General features: G+C 68.8%; 14 protein-coding genes. 6 read left to right on the plus strand and 8 right to left on the minus strand.

Translation table 11 applies throughout. The features are described from left to right. Positions 1-47: 47 nt before the first annotated feature. From bluB to ACWMMN_RS03965, 3 genes are all read right to left on the minus strand, one after another. Positions 48-797: a 5,6-dimethylbenzimidazole synthase gene (gene bluB / locus ACWMMN_RS03955; protein WP_059235877.1), complete on the minus strand. Its 750-nt coding sequence runs from the start codon at positions 795-797 to the stop codon at positions 48-50. 172 nt (positions 798-969) lie between these two features. Beyond that, complete coding sequence (locus ACWMMN_RS03960) at positions 970-1,968, minus strand: 2-hydroxyacid dehydrogenase (protein WP_059235876.1); 999 nt, start codon at positions 1,966-1,968, stop codon at positions 970-972. A gap of 30 nt (positions 1,969-1,998) precedes the next feature. Continuing rightward, positions 1,999-2,982 (minus strand): LysR family transcriptional regulator, encoded by a 984-nt coding sequence (locus ACWMMN_RS03965; RefSeq protein ID WP_059235873.1) that lies wholly within the window; start codon positions 2,980-2,982, stop codon positions 1,999-2,001. Positions 2,983-3,732: 750 nt separating this feature from the next. Between ACWMMN_RS03965 and ACWMMN_RS03970 the strand changes: the two genes are divergently transcribed. Then, positions 3,733-4,944, plus strand: a complete 1,212-nt coding sequence (locus ACWMMN_RS03970; protein ID WP_059235871.1) for a pyridoxal-phosphate-dependent aminotransferase family protein — start codon at positions 3,733-3,735, stop codon at positions 4,942-4,944. 27 nt (positions 4,945-4,971) lie between these two features. On the opposite strand, the gene ACWMMN_RS03975 is transcribed toward ACWMMN_RS03970, so the two are convergent. Further along, on the minus strand, positions 4,972-5,907 hold the full coding sequence (locus tag ACWMMN_RS03975; protein WP_256085622.1) for an AraC family transcriptional regulator: 936 nt from the start codon (positions 5,905-5,907) through the stop codon (positions 4,972-4,974). A gap of 134 nt (positions 5,908-6,041) precedes the next feature. Here ACWMMN_RS03975 and ACWMMN_RS03980 point away from each other — a divergent pair, with 134 nt between their 5' ends. After that, positions 6,042-6,932 (plus strand): DMT family transporter, encoded by an 891-nt coding sequence (locus ACWMMN_RS03980; RefSeq protein WP_059235867.1) that lies wholly within the window; start codon positions 6,042-6,044, stop codon positions 6,930-6,932. Positions 6,933-7,050: 118 nt separating this feature from the next. Here ACWMMN_RS03980 and ACWMMN_RS03985 read toward each other — a convergent pair whose 3' ends face one another. Then, positions 7,051-8,265 (minus strand): MFS transporter, encoded by a 1,215-nt coding sequence (locus tag ACWMMN_RS03985; RefSeq protein ID WP_059235865.1) that lies wholly within the window; start codon positions 8,263-8,265, stop codon positions 7,051-7,053. A gap of 338 nt (positions 8,266-8,603) precedes the next feature. On the opposite strand from ACWMMN_RS03985, the gene xdhA reads away from it, so the two are divergent. From xdhA to ACWMMN_RS04005, 4 genes are all read left to right on the plus strand, one after another. Beyond that, positions 8,604-10,148 carry a xanthine dehydrogenase small subunit gene (gene xdhA, locus ACWMMN_RS03990; protein ID WP_486422994.1) on the plus strand — a complete coding sequence of 515 codons (1,545 nt, stop codon included), beginning with the start codon at positions 8,604-8,606 and terminating at the stop codon, positions 10,146-10,148. 18 nt (positions 10,149-10,166) lie between these two features. Further along, positions 10,167-12,527: a xanthine dehydrogenase molybdopterin binding subunit gene (gene xdhB, locus ACWMMN_RS03995; RefSeq protein WP_059235862.1), complete on the plus strand. Its 2,361-nt coding sequence runs from the start codon at positions 10,167-10,169 to the stop codon at positions 12,525-12,527. A 1-nt stretch (position 12,528) separates the two neighbouring features. Beyond that, a complete protein-coding gene (gene xdhC / locus ACWMMN_RS04000; protein WP_486422995.1) occupies positions 12,529-13,146 on the plus strand; it encodes a xanthine dehydrogenase accessory protein XdhC in 618 nt (205 codons plus the stop codon). A 93-nt stretch (positions 13,147-13,239) separates the two neighbouring features. Further along, positions 13,240-13,641: a polyketide cyclase gene (locus ACWMMN_RS04005; protein WP_486422996.1), complete on the plus strand. Its 402-nt coding sequence runs from the start codon at positions 13,240-13,242 to the stop codon at positions 13,639-13,641. Between the two features lie 11 nt (positions 13,642-13,652). Here ACWMMN_RS04005 and ACWMMN_RS04010 read toward each other — a convergent pair whose 3' ends face one another. The 3 genes from ACWMMN_RS04010 to ACWMMN_RS04020 form a co-directional block, all read right to left on the minus strand. After that, positions 13,653-14,600, minus strand: coding sequence for a LysR family transcriptional regulator (locus ACWMMN_RS04010; RefSeq protein WP_059235856.1), 948 nt, complete (start codon positions 14,598-14,600; stop codon positions 13,653-13,655). A 69-nt stretch (positions 14,601-14,669) separates the two neighbouring features. Beyond that, positions 14,670-15,308 carry a DsbA family protein gene (locus ACWMMN_RS04015; RefSeq protein ID WP_059235855.1) on the minus strand — a complete coding sequence of 213 codons (639 nt, stop codon included), beginning with the start codon at positions 15,306-15,308 and terminating at the stop codon, positions 14,670-14,672. A 94-nt stretch (positions 15,309-15,402) separates the two neighbouring features. After that, on the minus strand, positions 15,403-16,848 hold the full coding sequence (locus ACWMMN_RS04020; protein ID WP_256085625.1) for a TAXI family TRAP transporter solute-binding subunit: 1,446 nt from the start codon (positions 16,846-16,848) through the stop codon (positions 15,403-15,405). Positions 16,849-17,119 lie beyond the last annotated feature (271 nt).

Raw genomic sequence — 17,119 nt, forward strand, 5'->3', positions numbered from 1 at the left:
TTCGACCGCGTTTGGGGGCGGAACGATGGCAGCGGCCGGGCCGTGCGTCAGGCGATGCGTTCGGGTGACCCGCCGGGCGTCGCGTTCGGCGTGTTGTCCGTTTCGGGATCCGTCGCCGTGTCGCCCGGCGTTGAAAGCGGTCCGGCGCCGTCGAGCGCGGCCGGATCGTCCCAGCCGTTTTCGAACAGGCACGCTTCGATCGGCATCCGCGCGGCCCAGCGTTCCGCTTCGAGCATCGGCTGCGTATAGAACGCGTCGACGTGCCCGACGCACAGCACGGCGATCGGCTTCGCGCCGTCGGGCATCCGCAGCAGCGTGCGCAGCGCATCGACGTCGAACAGCGACACCCAGCCCATCCCGAGCCCTTCCGCGCGCGCCGCGAGCCACATGTTCTGGATCGCGCACGCAGCGGACGCCAGATCCATCTCCGGCAGCGTGCGGCGGCCGAACACGTGGCGCTCGCGGCCGTCGGCGAGCGCGACGACCAGCAGTTCGCCACATTCGCGCACGCCTTCGACCTTCAACCGCATGAATTCGTCCTGGCGTTCGCCGAGCGCGTCGGCGGTCGCGCGGCGCTCGGCGTCGACCAGCGCGTGGATCGCGGCGCGCAGCGCGGGATCGGTGATGCGGATGAAGCGCCACGGCTGCATGAAGCCGACACTCGGTGCGTGGTGCGCCGCGCGCAGCAGGCGCGCGAGCACGGCCGGATCGACGGGCGCCGGCGTGAAGTGGCGCATGTCGCGCCGTTCGAAAATGGCGCGGTAGACGGCGGCGATGTCGGAATCGTCGAAACGCATGAGCGGCAAAGGCAGGGGAGGACGTCGGCGCAACGATATCAGACCGCGCGCCCGAAACGTTGCTTCAGCCGAAACAAAGCACGGAATTGTTGACGAAGGCGAGTGCGGTGCGCAGCAGCGGGCACAAGCAAACGATTGCGGGCGTGCTGCTGACCGTCAAACGTGCCGTTTCTCAGCGGTTTGCCGTCACGGTGTTCTGCGGCGCGCCCGCATGCCACGCCTCGATGTTCAGCAGCGTCGTGTGCGCGATCTCGGCCAGCGCCTCGCGCGTGAAGAACGCCTGGTGCGACGTGACGATCACGTTCGGGAACGTCAGCAGGCGCGCGAGCACGTCGTCCTGCAGCGGCAGGTCGGAGTGATCCTCGAAGAACAGCCCGCTTTCCTCCTCGTACACGTCGAGCCCGAGATGGCCGAGCTGGCCGCTCTTGAGCGCGTCGACCAGCGCTTGCGCATCGACGAGGCCGCCGCGGCCGGTATTGATCAGCATCGCGCCATGCTTCATCCGCGCGAGGGTCCGTTCGTTGATCAGGTGGTGGGTCGACGGCAGCAGCGGGCAGTGCAGGCTGACGATGTCGGCGTGATGCAGCAGCTCGTCGAGTTCGACGTAGCGGGCGCCGAACGCGATCAGTTCGTCGTTGTACGGCGGCACCGAGTGTGCGAGCACGTGCATCCCGAAACCCATCACGATCTTCGCGAACACGCTGCCGATGATGCCGGTGCCGATCACGCCGACGGTCTTGCCGTGCAGGTCGAAGCCGAGCAGGCCGTTCAGCGAGAAGTCGCCTTCGCGGGTGCGGGCGACGGCTCGCGGCAGGCGGCGGTTGAGCGCGAGGATCAGTGCAACGGCGTGCTCGGCGACCGCATGCGGCGAATAGGCGGGCACGCGCACGACCGCGATGCCGAGCCGCTCGGCGGCCGCCAGGTCGACATGGTTGAAGCCGGCCGAGCGCAGCGCGATCAGGCGCGTGCCGCCGTCGGCAAGCCGTTCGAGCACGGCTGCGTCGACGGTGTCGTTGACGAACGGGCAGACGACGTCATAGCCGTGCGCGAGGATCGCGGTTTCCGCGTCGAGGTGCGACGGCTGGAAGTGCAGCCGATAGCCGAACTGCCGGTTGGCGGCTGCAAACGAATCGTCGTCGTACTGCCGGCTGCTGAACAGGATCACGCGCACGCTGCACCTCCGAAGGCTGACGCGCGCAGTTTACTGCAGCCCCGTGACGATGTCGGCACGTTCAGGCCCGCGCGCCGGCCGCAGGAAGCCGTAATCCGTCCGGTCGCGGGCGGTTTGCGCGCTGAAGTGGTCGAGTGCGTGCGCGACGAAACTGCGCGTGCGGGCCGGCACGTACTGGCGGTTCGGATAGACGAGCGACAACTGCGTGTCCGGATCGTCGATCCGGTAGCCGGCCATCAGCCGCACGAGCGTGCCGTTGTTGAGCGCGTCGGCCACGCATGGCTCGGGCAGCACCGCGATGCCGGCGCCGGCCACGGCCGCCGCCTGGACGAGCGCGAGCTGGTTGACCGTGCAGGCCGGTCGTACCGTGACCGAATGCGCGACGCCGTCGTGGCCGACCAGTTGCCACGTGGGCGCGTGCTGGTGCGCCGCGAGCGTGACCCAGTCGTGGCCCGGCAGGTCGTCGGGCTGACGCGGCTCGCCGCGGCGGTCGAGATAGGCGGGTGCCGCGCACGCGACGAACGGGTTCGGCGCGAGTGCATGGCCGATCAGCGTCGGATTGCCGTCGAGCCGGTTGCCGGTGACGATGCCGACGTCGTAGCCGGAATCGAGCACGTCGAGCGGCTCCTCGGCAACGGTCAACTGCACGCGCAGCTCGGGGTAGCGGTGCCGGAAGCTGCTGACAAGCGGCGTCAGCGCCAGCGGCGACAGCAGGCCCGATGCGACGACGCGCAGCGTGCCGGCCGGTTCGCGCACGGCATGTGCGACGGACGATTCGAGGTGGTCGAATTCCTCTAGCAGCGCACGGCAACCTTCGAGGTAGCGCACGCCGGCCTCGGTGAGCGACAGGTTACGCGTGGTGCGGTGGATCAGCCGGGTGTTCAGGTGGCCCTCGAGCATCGCGATCGAACGCGTGACGAGTGCATTGGACACGCCGAGATGGTGCGCCGCGCGCCGGAAGCTTTGCTGCTCGGCGACGCAGACGAATACACGCATGGTCTGAATCTGGTTCATGGCTTGCGTATTTCTGGCCCGGTTGATTGATTTTGATTGTGATTTTCCGCCGCGCAACCTCGAAAGCGCATCGCGCGGCCCCCAGTTCTCCTTCGTATCGAAAAATCCATTTCCGATTCCGCAGACAATTGTTAAATACCGGACCGATATCCGTCAACCTGCGAAAACGGGCGGGTTGCGGAAAATTAAAATCGGGGGTACCGGTTTAACGTTGCGACGCAGCAACGACTCGTCTGGAAAAACCGTCGCGCTATTGGAATATGCGTCGAGATGGCGAATATTTCTTATGTTAATCAATCGGTTGGGGTCGATTTGAGCCGGGTTTTCAGAGTAATTAAGGAGTCGATCCCCTAAATACATGCCGCAATAGTGGATGTTTTTTCTACGCCGGATTTTGTGTATCGCATTCCCCTCTGTAATTTTTATCAGGTGGCAGGTCGATTGCGCTCGATGGCTGAATCGGGTTGAACCGGCGGCTTCGACGACTCTTCGTGATATTGACCGAGAAAATCGTGTGTGCAGAACCCGAATGGAACCGTTTCACAACCGGCATGCCGCCTTTTTTCATTCGGAAAGCGCATTGCGCGACGGGTGCGCGGCCGGCTGGCCCGGTCCGGCGACCGGGCCACCGTCGTGCCGTCCGGACGTGCGTGCCTCTTGCGCGAGGCCGCGGAACGCGGAATGATCGATGAGTTCGCTGCGCAGTGCCGCGGGCGTCCGTGCACTTCCTTTCCTCACCTTTTTCCAGCCATGTCCATCGATTACTCGCCGATTCCCTGTCCCGTCGTCGTGCCGCTCGACGCGATCCTGCCCGAAGAACCGCTGCTGATGATGGGGGCCGGCCCGGTTCCGATCCCGGCCGCCGTCGCCAAGGCGAACACGATCGTGATCAACCACCTCGGCGCGACGATGGCGAAGATCATCGAGCAGGTGAAGGAGATGGCGCGCTACGTGTTCCAGACCCGCACGAAATGGGTGCTCGGCGTCGCGGGTCCCGGCTCGGCCGCGATGGAGATGGCGATCTCGAACCTCGCGTGGCGCGGCACGCGCGTGCTGTCGATCCGCAACGGCTTCTTCAGCGCGCGGATGGCCGAGATGGCCACACGCGTCGGCGCCGACGTCGCGACGCTCGAAGTGGCCGACCGTGCGGTCGCGAGCCTCGACGAGATCGCGGACGCGATCGCGCGCGAGCGGCCCGAGATCGTCACGATCGTGCAGGGCGAGACGTCGAACACCGTATGGAACCGCGACCTGCGCGACATCGCGGCGCTCGCGAAGGCGGCCGGCGCACTGGTCGTCGTCGACGCGGTGTGCACGCTGTCGACGATGCCGCTCGAAATGGACGCGTGGGGCATCGACGCGGTGATCACCGGCGGCCAGAAGGGGCTGTCGTCGATCCCGGGCGTGTCGCTGATCGCCTTCTCCGACGCAGCGTGGGAGCGCATGAAGCATCGCACCGAGCCAAACGCGCACTGGTGCCTCGACATGGCGCTCGCGGAGAACTTCTGGCACAACGCCGGTTATCACTACACGGCGCCCGTGTCGGGCGTGCTCGCGCTGCACGAGGCGCTGCGGCTCGTCTGCGCGGAGACGCTCGAAAGCCGCTTCGCGCGCCATCTGCGTTGCTCGCTCGCGCTGCAGGCGGGCGTCGAGTCGATGGGGCTCAAGCTGTACGCGCCGAAGGACTGCCGGCTCAATTCGGTGGTCGGGATCGAGACGCCCGAGGGGCTCACGCCCGGAATGGTCTGCGGCCACATCTCGAAGCAGTACCAGGTCGAGATCTCGGGCTCGTTCGGGTTGCCGATCGTGCGGATCGGGCAGATGGGCGAGCAGTGCCGCGAACACAACCTGTTCCGCACGCTGCATGCGTTCGGCCGCACGATGGTCGACCTGAAGGTGCCGGTCGACCTGCCGGCCGGTGTCGCGGCGCTCGAACAGGAACTGTCCCGGCGCGGCGCGTAAGCGGGAAAGCGAGGAAAGGGGCCGCGCTCAGCGGCCCTGCATCGCGCGCCGGTAGGTATTCGGCGTCGTGCCGTGCGCATCGCGAAAGCGATGGCTGAAGTGGCCGGCGTTCGCGTAGCCGCAGTCGGCCGCGACCTGCGCGAGCGGCAGCGCCGTCGTGCGCAGCAGCTCGCGCGCCCGGGCGAGGCGCTGCTCGGCCACCCAGGCATGCGGCGCGCGGCCGAACGACAGCCGGAACATCCGCGAGAAATGGTATTCGGACAGCGCGGCGACCTCGGCCAGTTCGCCGAGCGTCAGCGGCTGCGTGAGATACGTATCGATATAGTCGCGCACGCGGCGGCGCACGGCCGGCGCGAGCCCGCCGCGGAACGTCGTGTCGGTGCGCGTCGTGCTCTGCCCGCGCAGCAGCAGGCTCAGTACCTCGTGCGCGGTCTCGTTCACGCGCAGCCGCTCGTCGGCATCGTCCCAGCCGTCCAGCGCGAGCGAGCGCAGCAGCGTGGCGACGCGCGCATCCTCGAAATAGGTGCGATCGGCGAGCTTCAGCTCGCGCGGCTCGCGATCGAGTTCGCGGATCGCGCGCTGCGTGAAGTGCTCGGGCAGGAAATACAGGTGGATGAAGTGCATCTCGCCGCGCACCCACCAGCGCGATTCATGGTCGCCCGGCAGCGCGCACAGCAGGCTCGGCGCACCGTAGCGCGGCACGCGCTGGCGCTCGGTCCGGTAGCCGCCGTCGAGGTAGCACGACAGCGTGTGGTGGCCGGGCTGCTCGTAGACCGTCTCGCTTTCGTCGGTGATCCGCGTCCATTCGGCGATCGCCAGATGGTCGCCGAGCCATGCGAAGCGCTCGAGCGTCGCGTTCGCGTCGGCGAGCGTGCGGCAGACCGACTGCAGGCCGAACGGCAGATCGCCGCCGGCCAGGGCGGCGGCGTGGTCGACGGGCGGGGCGGAGAGGGAGAAGCTCATGATGCGCCGAGTATAAGCGGGGACGCGGCAGCGCGTGCGGCGTCCCCCAAAAGACCGCAATTCCGGACAATCGGCCCGCGCCGCGCGGCGGCATAGTCGGGATCCCGATTCACCCGATTTTCCGGATTGCCGCCATGAACCTGTCGCTTTATTTCGTCACCGTGCTGATCTGGGGCACCACCTGGATCGCGATCAAGTGGCAGCTCGGCTCGGTGCCGCCGCCCGTGTCGATCGCGTGGCGCTTCTGGCTCGCGGCCGTCGTGCTGTTCGCGCTGCTGCGCGTGATGCGCCGGCCGGTGCGCCCGCCGCGCGAAGCGTGGCGTTTTCTCGTCGCGCAGGGCTTCGCGCTGTTCTGCCTGAACTTCCTGTGCTTCTACTATGCGGAGCAGGTCGTGCCGAGCGGGCTCGTCGCGGTGATCTTCTCGACCGCGCCGTTGTTGAACTCGATCAACGGCAGGCTGTTCATGGGGCGCCCGCTGCGGCCGTCGGCGATCGCCGGCGCGCTGCTCGGGCTGACCGGCATCGCGTGCCTGTTCTGGCAGCAAATGGCCGGCCATCTCGACGACCATGCGACCTGGATGGGGCTTGCGATCGCGTTCGCGGGCACGATGTGCTTCTCGATCGGCAACCTGCTGTCGAGCCGGATGCAGTCGATGGGGCTGCACCCGCTCGTGACCAACGGCTGGGCGATGCTGATCGGCGCGGCGATCCTGACCGTCGGCAGCGTGGCGGCCGGGATGCCGTTCACGCTCGACACGAGCCCGCGCTATCTCGGCGCGCTCGTGTATCTGGCCGTGCCGGGTTCGGTGATCGGTTTCACCGCGTACCTGACGCTCGTCGGCCGGATCGGGCCGGAGCGCGCCGCGTACTGCACGGTGCTGTTCCCGATCGTCGCGCTGGCCGTGTCGACGGTGTTCGAGGGCTACCAGTGGTCGCCGCTCGCGGTGGTCGGGCTGCTGCTCGTGGTGGCCGGCAACCTCGTCGCGTTCGACCTGACGCGCCGGCTGTTTCTGCGGACGGCCTGATTGACGCTCGCGGCTGCCGGACCGGCCAACGGATAAAAAAACGCCCGCGCGATGCGGGCGTTTTTTTGGGGGGGCGGCGCGATGTGCGCGACCGGCTGCGATGCGACGCGCAGCGTGGTCAGGCCGCCGCGCCCGTCCCGGCCACGCGCGCCTGCCGCTGGTACAGCACCATCGACAATGCGACGCCCGCGGCGGCGGCCACCGCCGCGAACAGGAACACCTGCGGATAGCCGAACGCGCCCGCGACATAGCCGGCGAGCGGGCCGGTGATGCCGAGCGACAGGTCGAGGAACACCGAATACGCGGACAGCGCCGCGCCGCGGCTCGCGGGCGGCACGAGCGCGACGGCCTCGACGCCGAGCGCCGGGAAGATCAGCGCGAAGCCGAAGCCCGTCAGTGCGGCGCCGACGAGCGCGATGTGCGGCACCGGCGCGAGCCACAGCAGGAGCAGGCCCGAACATTCGAATGCGAACGACACGATCGCGACGCGGAAGCCGCCGTAGGTCTTGATCGTGTTCGCGAACAGCAGGCGCGCGCCGATGAACAGCGTGCCGAACACGGTCAGCGACAGTGCGGCGTTCGGCCAGTGGCGCGCCGCGTAGTACAGCGTGACGAAGGTCGCGATCGAGCCGAAACCGGCCGAACCGAGCGCGAGGCCGAGGCCGTGCGGCAGCACGCGCGTGAACACGCTCGCGTATGACATCCGTTCGCCGTGCACGAGCGGCACCGAAGCGATCAGCCGTGCAAGGTAGAAGCCGAGCGCGGCCAGCGCGATCACGATCACGCCGATCAGCGCCGGGTTCAGCGTATTCGCGATCGCGACGCCGACCGGTGCGCCGAGCGCGAGCGCGCCGTAGGTCGCGATGCCGTTCCACGAGATCACCTTCGCGTTGTGTGCGACGCCGACGCGGCCGATGCCCCACAGGATCGCGCCGGTACCGCACAGGCTTTCGCCGACGCCGAGCACGAGACGGCTCGCGACCAGCAGCACGAGGCTCGCGGCCGGCCAGTGCGCGAGCAGCAGCGCGACGAGCAGCAGCACCCCCGACGCGCCGCAGCCGATCAGCCCGCGCAGCACCGTCTGCTTCGGGCCGAGCGTATCGGCGAGGCGCCCGGCGAGCGGCCGCGACGCGAGCGTCGCGAAGTACTGGACGCTGATCGCGCCGCCCGCGACGATCGCGGAAAAGCCCAGGTCGTCATGGACGAAGCCCGGCAGCACCGCGAGCGGCAGGCCGATGGTCAGGTAGCAGATGAACGTGAAGCAGACGACGGACACGATTTGCAGCGTGACCGCGAACCCGCTGCGCGGCGGTGTGGCGGAATCGGTGGACATGGGGTCGGAACGAATGAACGAAACGGACGGAAGACGGCGAAAAAGGGAATCGGGATTTTCCCATGGAACCGGTTTTCACGCAGGTACCATTTAGTTAATCGCGACCTTTTTTCGAGGATGGCGGACGGCGGCGGGTGCGTCGGGAACGGCCGCAGCGCACCGTGTGGAAAGGGCGCCGGGCGGGCCCGGCGCTCATATCGCGGCAGTTATATGGGCCCCATGCGTGATGGGCTATGGGTTGCGGAATTTGATGGTGATAGCGTGCAAACTGTCAGAAAAACGTCGGTCAGGCGCTCCGCGCAGGCCGCCTTGCCCCCCATTTGAAGAATCATCGAGACATGAGTGAGCCGATCCGCTTCTACCATCGTCACGCGATCCACGAAGTCAGCGGCGCGGACGTTACCCGCACCGTGCTGCAATACCTGCGCGAGGACGCGCATTGCACCGGCACCAAGGAAGGCTGCGCGGAAGGCGACTGCGGCGCATGCACGGTCGTCGTCGGCGAGCTGACCGACACCGGCGCGGTCGAGTTCAAGGCCGTCAACGCGTGCATCCAGTTCCTGCCGACGCTCGACGGCAAGGCGCTGCTCACGGTCGAGGACCTGCGCCAGCCGGACGGCGCGCTGCACCCGGTGCAGCAGGCGATGGTCGATTGCCACGGTTCGCAATGCGGGTTCTGCACGCCCGGCTTCGTGATGTCGATGTGGGCGCTGTACGAGAAGCACGGCCACGAAGGCTGCGCCGCCACGTGCACGAAGGCGAAGGACGTGCCGACGCGCACCGAGATCGCCGATGCGCTGACCGGCAACCTGTGCCGCTGCACCGGCTATCGCCCGATCGTCGAGGCGGCCGTGCAGATGTTCGATGCGCCGGCGCCGTCGGCGCCGGTCGACACGGCCGCGCTGGCCCGCACGCTCGCGTCGCTCAAGCGCGACGACACGTTCGACTACACGACGGTCAACGGCGCGCGCTTCGCGGCGCCGCGCACGCTCGACGCGCTGGCCGCGCTGAAGGCCGAGCGTCCCGACGCGCGGATTCTCGCGGGCAGCACCGACATCGGCCTGTGGGTGACCAAGCAGATGCGCCGGCTCGACGACCTGATCTACGTCGGCCAGATCGCCGAGCTGCAACGCCTCGTGGAACGCGACGACTGGATCGAGATCGGCGCGGGCGTAACGGTCGAGAAGGCTTATGCGGCGCTGGCCGTCACGTATCCGGAACTGACCGAGATGTGGAAGCGCTTCGCGTCGCTGCCGATCCGCAACGCGGGCACGATCGGCGGCAACGTCGCGAACGGCTCGCCGATCGGCGATTCGATGCCGGGCCTGATCGCCCTCGGCGCGCGCGTCGTGCTGCGCGGCGGCGACACGGTGCGCGAGCTGCCGCTCGAGGCGCTGTACACGGGCTACCAGCAGAAGGACATGGCGCCGCACGAATTCGTCGTCGGCCTGAAGGTGCCGACCCGCACCGGCGCGCGCGCGAAGCTGCAGTTCCGCACGTACAAGCTGTCGAAGCGGTTCGACTCGGACATCTCGGCCGTGTGCGCGGCGTTCGCGTTCATCGCGGACGGCGACACGATCCGCGAGCCGCGCATCGCATTCGGCGGGATGGCCGCGACGCCGAAGCGCGGGACCCACACCGAAGCCGTGCTCGATGGCGCGCAGTGGCACGAAGCCACCGCGCAGGCCGCGATGCAGGCGCTCGAGCGCGACTACCAGCCGCTGTCGGACATGCGTGCGACGAGCACGTACCGCCTCGATACCGCGAAGAACCTGATGTACCGATTCTGGCTGGAGACGCGTCCGCACGACCCGCTGCCGCCGCAAGCCCTGAATGTGCGTGAAGTGGCCGCCGAAGCCGGCGCCGGCGCGGCGCGCGTCTGAAGACGGAGAACACCGAACATGAACCAGCAAGCAGAACCGTTCCTGAGCACCCTCGACCCGCAGGCCGACGCCGCGCAGGTCCACGTGTCGCGCGCGCACGAATCCGCGCACCTGCACGTCAGCGGGCGTGCGACCTACACCGACGACATTCCGGTCGTCGCGGGCACGCTGCACGCCGCGCTCGGCCTGTCGGCGAAGCCGCACGCGAAGATCGTGTCGATGAACTTCGACGCGGTGCGCGCGACGCCGGGCGTAGTCGCCGTGTTCACGGCCGACGACATCCCGGGCGTCAACGATTGCGGCCCGATCATCCACGACGACCCGGTGCTCGCGAAGGGCATCGTGCAGTTCGTCGGCCAGCCGATGTTCATCGTCGTCGCGACGTCGCATGAAACCGCGCGGCTCGCCGCGCGCCGCGCGCAGGTCGACTACGAGGAACTGCCGGCGATCCTGACCGCGCAGGAAGCGCGCGCAGCCGAAACCTATGTGATCCCGCCGCTGAAGCTCGCGCGCGGCGACGCGGCCGCGCGGCTTGCCGTCGCGCCGCACCGCGAGTCGGGCGAGATGCTGCTCGGCGGCCAGGAGCAGTTCTACCTGGAAGGGCAGATCGCTTACGCGGTGCCGAAGGACGACGACGGGATGCACGTGTACTGCTCGACGCAGCACCCGAGCGAAATGCAGCACCTCGTCGCGCACGTGCTCGGCGTCGCGTCGCACAACGTGCTCGTCGAGTGCCGCCGGATGGGCGGCGGGTTCGGCGGCAAGGAATCGCAGTCGGGCCTGTTCGCGTGCTGCGCGGCGCTTGCCGCGTGGAAGCTGCTGTGCCCGGTGAAGCTGCGTCCGGACCGCGACGACGACATGATGATCACCGGCAAGCGGCACGATTTCCATTACCGCTTCGACGTCGGCTACGACGACGACGGCCGCATCGACGGCGTGGCGCTTGACATGACGTCGCGCTGCGGCTTCTCGGCCGATCTGTCGGGCCCGGTGATGACGCGTGCGGTGTGCCACTTCGACAACGCGTACTGGCTCGGCGACGTCGACATTGCCGGCTATTGCGGCAAGACCAACACGCAGTCGAACACCGCGTTCCGCGGCTTCGGCGGCCCGCAGGGCGCGTTCGCGATCGAGTACATCCTCGACGACGTCGCACGTTCGCTGGACCGCGATCCGCTCGACGTCCGCTACGCGAACCTGTACGGAAAGACCGAACGCAACGTGACGCCGTACGGGCAGACCGTCGAGGACAACGTGCTGCAGGAATTGCTCGGCGAACTCGAGGCGACGAGCGACTACCGCGCCCGGCGCGCGGGCGTGCGCGAATTCAACGCACGCAACACGGTGCTGAAGAAGGGCATCGCGATCACGCCGGTGAAGTTCGGCATTGCGTTCAACGTCACGCACTTCAACCAGGCCGGCGCGCTGGTGCACATCTACACCGACGGTTCGGTGCTCGTGAACCACGGCGGCACCGAGATGGGGCAGGGGCTCAACACGAAGGTCGCGCAGGTCGTCGCGCACGAGCTCGGCATCCGCTTCGGCCGGATCCGCGTGACGGCGACCGACACGAGCAAGGTCGCGAACACGTCCGCGACGGCGGCGTCGACGGGTTCGGACCTGAACGGCAAGGCCGCGCAGGATGCGGCGCGCCAGTTGCGCGAGCGGCTCGCGGTGTTCGCGGCGAAGCAGTTCGGCGACGGCAAGGTCGATGCGGCCGATGTGAAGTTCGGCAACGACTTCGTGTCGGTCGCCGGCCACAACGTGCCGTTCGGCGAAGTGATCGCGAAGGCGTACCTCGCGCGTGTGCAGCTGTGGTCCGACGGTTTCTACGCGACGCCGAAGCTGTACTGGGATCAGTCGAAGCTGCAGGGCCGGCCGTTCTACTACTACTCGTACGGCGCGGCCGTGTCGGAAGTCGTGATCGACACGCTGACGGGCGAGATGCGCACGCTGCGCGTCGATGCGCTGCACGACGTGGGCGCGTCGCTGAACCCGGCGCTCGACGTCGGCCAGGTCGAAGGCGCGTTCATCCAGGGGATGGGCTGGCTGACGACCGAGGAGCTGTGGTGGAACAAGGGCGGCAAGCTGATGACGCACGCGCCGTCGACGTACAAGATCCCGACGGTGAACGACACGCCGCCCGAGTTCAACGTGCTGCTGTTCAAGAACCGCAACGTCGAGGACAGCATCCACCGTTCGAAGGCCGTCGGCGAGCCGCCGCTGCTGCTGCCGTTCTCGGTGTTCTTCGCGGTGCGCGACGCGGTGGCCGCGGTCGGCGACTACCAGGTGAACCCGCCGCTCGACGCGCCGGCCACCGGCGAGTCGATCCTGCGCGCGATCAGCGCGGTGCGCGCAGCACGCGCAACGGCAGGCTGAGATGAACGGCCCCGCACGCTCGCTTCGCACTGCGCCGATCCCCGCGTTCGCGCAGGGCACCGGCCAGCGCAACCGCGCGACCGGTGCGCGCGCGCCGATGCACATCGTGCTGTTCGGCGCCGGGCACGTCGGTCACGCGCTCGTCACGCTGCTCGGCGCGCTGCCGTGCGTCGTGCAGTGGGTCGATACGCGCGACGAGCTGTTCCCGGACGAATGTCCGCCGAACGTGCAGCCGGAGCCGACCGACACGCCGGAGGCGGTCGTCGACGCGGCGCCGCCCGGCGCGTACTTCCTCGTGATGACGCACAACCACGCGCTCGACTTCTCGCTCGCCGCGCAGATCATGCGGCGGCGCGATTACGCGTATTTCGGGATGATCGGCTCGCGCACCAAGCGCGTGAAGTTCGAGCGCCGGCTCGCCGCGCGCGGCGTCGATCCGGCGCGGCTCGTGGAGATGGTGTGCCCGATCGGCGTCGCGGGCATCGTCGACAAGGCGCCGGGCGCGATCGCGGTGGCCGTGTGCGCAGAGCTGCTGCAGGCGCGCTCGGGCATGCCGGTGGCCGATGCGAAGGCGGTGGCGGCCGGGCGCGCACGCGACGAGGTGTCCTGCTCGCGGTAACGCCGCGCGGCCGGCGCACGGCCACGCGATTTTGCATACACTGCACGACAACGCGCGGCATCGGGCCGCGCGTCACCTCACCGTGCACGCACCATGTCCGATCACCCGATCTATCTCGACGCGCTCGATGCGAGCCTCGTCGCCATCGAGCGCTGGCTGTCCGGCGTCGATGCCGCGCCCGCGGCACTCGACGCGCTGCTCGCCGCGTTTTCCCCTGGTTTCACGATGATCCTGACCGACGGCCGCGCGGTCGACCGTGACGGCACGCGCGCGTTGTTCGCGAAGCTCGCCGGCGCGAAGCCGGGGCTGCGCATCACGCTGTCGGAGATCCGCGTGCTCGCGGCCGACGCATCGCATGCGGTGATCACCTATCTCGAAGCGCAGCACGCGACTTCGGGCGAACTGCCCGCGCGCCGTGCGACGGCCGTGTTCGAGCGCGACGCGGCGGGCGTCGTGCGCTGGACCCATCTGCAGGAAACCTTCTGCACGGCCTGAGCGGCCGCGTCTCAGCGCTTGCGCGTGCGGGCGACCGTCAGCTCGTCGGACACGCTTTGCATCAGCGCGCACAGCCACGCGATGTCGGTCGGCCGGTCGGGTTGCGGGTGCGTGAGCAGGTAGCTCTTGATGCGCGGGAACGGCACGGGCGGCGTGACGACGACGAGCGGCAGCAGTTGCGCATAGTGCGTCGCGAAGCGGCGCGTGGTCGTGAAGATCAGGTCCGACTGCAGCAGCACCTGCGGCACGATCCCGAAGTACGGCAGCGTCGTCACGATGCGCCGCGTGAGGCGCGCGCGTGCGAGGCCGATCTCGATCGCGTTGCGCTTGTCGCCGGTGTACGGCGTCGGCGCGACGTGCGCGGCCGACGCATAGGCTTCGCGCGTGAGCGGCACGCGCGCGAGCGGATGCGCGTCGCGCATCAGGCACACGATCGTGTCGGAGAACAGGTCCTGGCGCGCGAACTGCGGGTCGGGCTTCGGCCAGTTGCCGATCACGAGATCGAGCGCGCCCGATTCGAGCGCGCCCGCGTGGTCGAGCGCGGGATTCAGCGAATCGATTTCCAGGTGCGCATGCGGCGCCGCGTCGCGAAAGCGCTCGATCAGCGTCGGCATGAAGAAATCGTTCAGGTAGTCGGGTGCCGCGACGCGAAACGTACGCCGCGCGGACGACGGATCGAAGTCGCCGTGCGGCGTCGCGATGAAGTCCACCTCGCGCAGCGCGCGCGCCGCGGCCTCGAGCAGCGATGCGCCGTATTCGGTCGGCACCATGCCGGATTTGCCGCGCACGAGGATCGGGTCGTTCAGCGTCTCGCGCAGCTTGCGCAGCGCGGTGCTGATCGCGGGCTGGGTCTGGTTCAGTCGCAGCGCGGCCTGCGTGACGCTGCGCTCGAGCAGCAGCGTGCGCAATACGCGCACGAGCCAGATATCGAGCGAGGCGGTACGGTCGTCGTCTTCCATCGGTTGGGGGGTGTTCAGGTGACGCGTAACCTTACCGCAGCCGCGCGTTGCCGTGCGTGATACCGGCCATCACGCACGCCCCTTCGGCAGCGCGCTGATCCGCTTGACCTCGCGCGATTCGAGCCAGTTCGGCGTGCGCGCGCAGTACAGCACCATCGGCAGCGCGTCTTCGCCCCAGAACAGCTGCTGGTTCATCCAGAACGTCGGCACGCCGAATACGCCGAGCGCGATCGCGTCGGCGTTGTTGCGGACCAGTTGCGCGGTGGTTTCCTCGAATTCGATCAGTTCGTCGCCGTGGCCGACGCCGACGCGCTCGCACAGTGCCGCGAAGCCTTCCGGTGTCGACGGATCGTTGCCGTCGCGCCAGATGAAGCGGAACATTTCCAGCACGGTCGCGATGTCGGCGCGCAGCGCGATCGCGAGGCGCAGCAGCTTGTCGGAATCGAACGGGTGCGCGGGCGGCATCTTGAAGCGGATGCCGAGCTGTTCCGCGCGGAACAGCGCGTGACGGTACGTGAACACGCGTTTGGCCGGCACGTCGGCGCTCGGGCGCTGCCCCCAGTGGCGCTGCAGGTCGAGCAGCGAGACGGCGACCGGTTCGAACGGCACGTCCGGCCATTTGCCATGTTGTTCGAGCAGCAGATACGAGAACGGCGACACGAAGTCGAAGAACCAGGCGGGCTGGGCGGTATCGAGGCCGGTTGTCATGTCGTTCTCCAGAGGGTGGGGCGTGCGGCGCCTGGCGGCGGCCTCCATGTTACGCGGCGGCGCGCGCATGCAGCAATGATCGCGGATCGTCCGCTCACGCGGAACCGGGAGTCGCCCGGGGGCCTTCGCCGGCCGGCGGCGGCGCGGTCTCGGCGCGTGCCTGCGGCGGCCCGCTGGCGCCGGGCGGGCCTGCCGGCGCGTCGTGGTCGTGCGCGGTGAGCCGTTCGCGCACGAAGCCGATGTGCTCGCGCAGCACGTAGAACTGCCCGGCGTACGCCAGCGGCATCTTCATCCGGTTCACGGCTTCCTCGATGTCGTCGAGCTCGTCGAGCAGCTGAACGCGCTCCTCGGCCGTGTGCTCGCCGAGCGCGCTGCGCTCGAGCGCGATCAGCGCGCCGTACCAGCGGTAGATGCGCGAGCGCACGCGCCAGCCGTACAGCGACGGCACGAGCCGCAGCCCGGGGATCAGGACGACGACCAGCGGCACGACCACCACCAGCAGCCGGTCGACGAGGCTCGCGACCCAGAACGGCAGCCGCCGGTACAGGAAGGTCTTGCCCGACTTGTAGTAGCGCGCCGCGTCGTCGGACAGCTGGAACCCGCGCGTGACGGGGGACGGGAATTCGCCCGCGTGCTGCAGGATCGTCGCGTGGCCGTGCACCTCGCGCGCGGCCTCGATCAGCAGGTCGGACAGCGCGGGGTGCAGCGAGTCGCGTGCGACGAGTTCGATCGTCGGCGCGACCGTGTGGATGTCGGCGGGCGGCAGGTTGTGGCCGAGATCGTAGACGCCCATCGGCAGCGTGATCGCGGTCAGGTACGGAAAGCGCCGCGCGTAGGCCTCGGCCTGCGTGAACGAATACACGTGCACGCCCGGCGCGCGGAACAGTTTCGCCATCACCGGGATCTGCGTCGAGTCGCCGGACAGGAAGGCCGCGTCGATCTTGCCGTCGAGCAGCGCGGTCGCGGCGTCTTCGCCGGCCGTCGGCAGCAGCTCGGTCGAGCCGCCCGGCACGATGCCGTTCATCTTCAGCAGCGCGAGGCTCAGCTCGCGCGCGCCGCTGCCTTCCACGCCGAGCGCGAGCCGCTTGCCCTTGAAGTCGGACAGGCGCGCGACGACCGGGCCGCGGTACATGATCGCGAGCGGCACGTAGCCGATGCTGCCGAGCGAGACGAGGTGCTCGTCGCGCTCCTTCGGGCCGATGCCGCTCTGCACGAAGCCGACGTCGACCGGCGCGTTCGGGTTCGCCAGCCGCGCGAGGTTCTGCGCGGACCCTTCCGACGACTGGACGTCGAGCGTGACGCCGTTCTTCGCGAGGATCGCCTTGTATTTCTGCGCGGCGTTCCAGTAGGTGCTGCCGGGCGGCCCGGACGAAATCACCAGCGTGGACGGCGGTGCCGGCTGGATCAGCTTGACCGCGAGCCAGACGGCGGCGCCGGCGAGCAGCACGGTCGGGCCGATCGACAGCGCGAGGTCGCGCCACGACACCGCGACGAAGCGGGCGAGGATGCGGCGGGGCGGGCGAGGGCGGGCAGGCTTCATGGGGTCGGCGGATGACGCTGGCGTGACGCATCGATGACGGTCGGGCGGTTGTCACGGGCGATGCGGATTCTCGCGGCGATGGTACCCGGTTTCACCGCACGTGCGCGAGTCGGGCGGCCCGCCGCGGCGCGGCGGCGACAGCGGCGGGCGGCCCCGCGTCAAAAGCTTTGCGCTTCCGCGGGCGCTGGATTACATTGTGCGACGCAGCCGCGCCCGATTCGCGCGCGACCCGGCACGCAATGAGACCGGGCGCGTCCGGCCGGCGGCTGTC

Source organism: Burkholderia cepacia complex sp. TUM26381 (assembly GCF_057439935.1).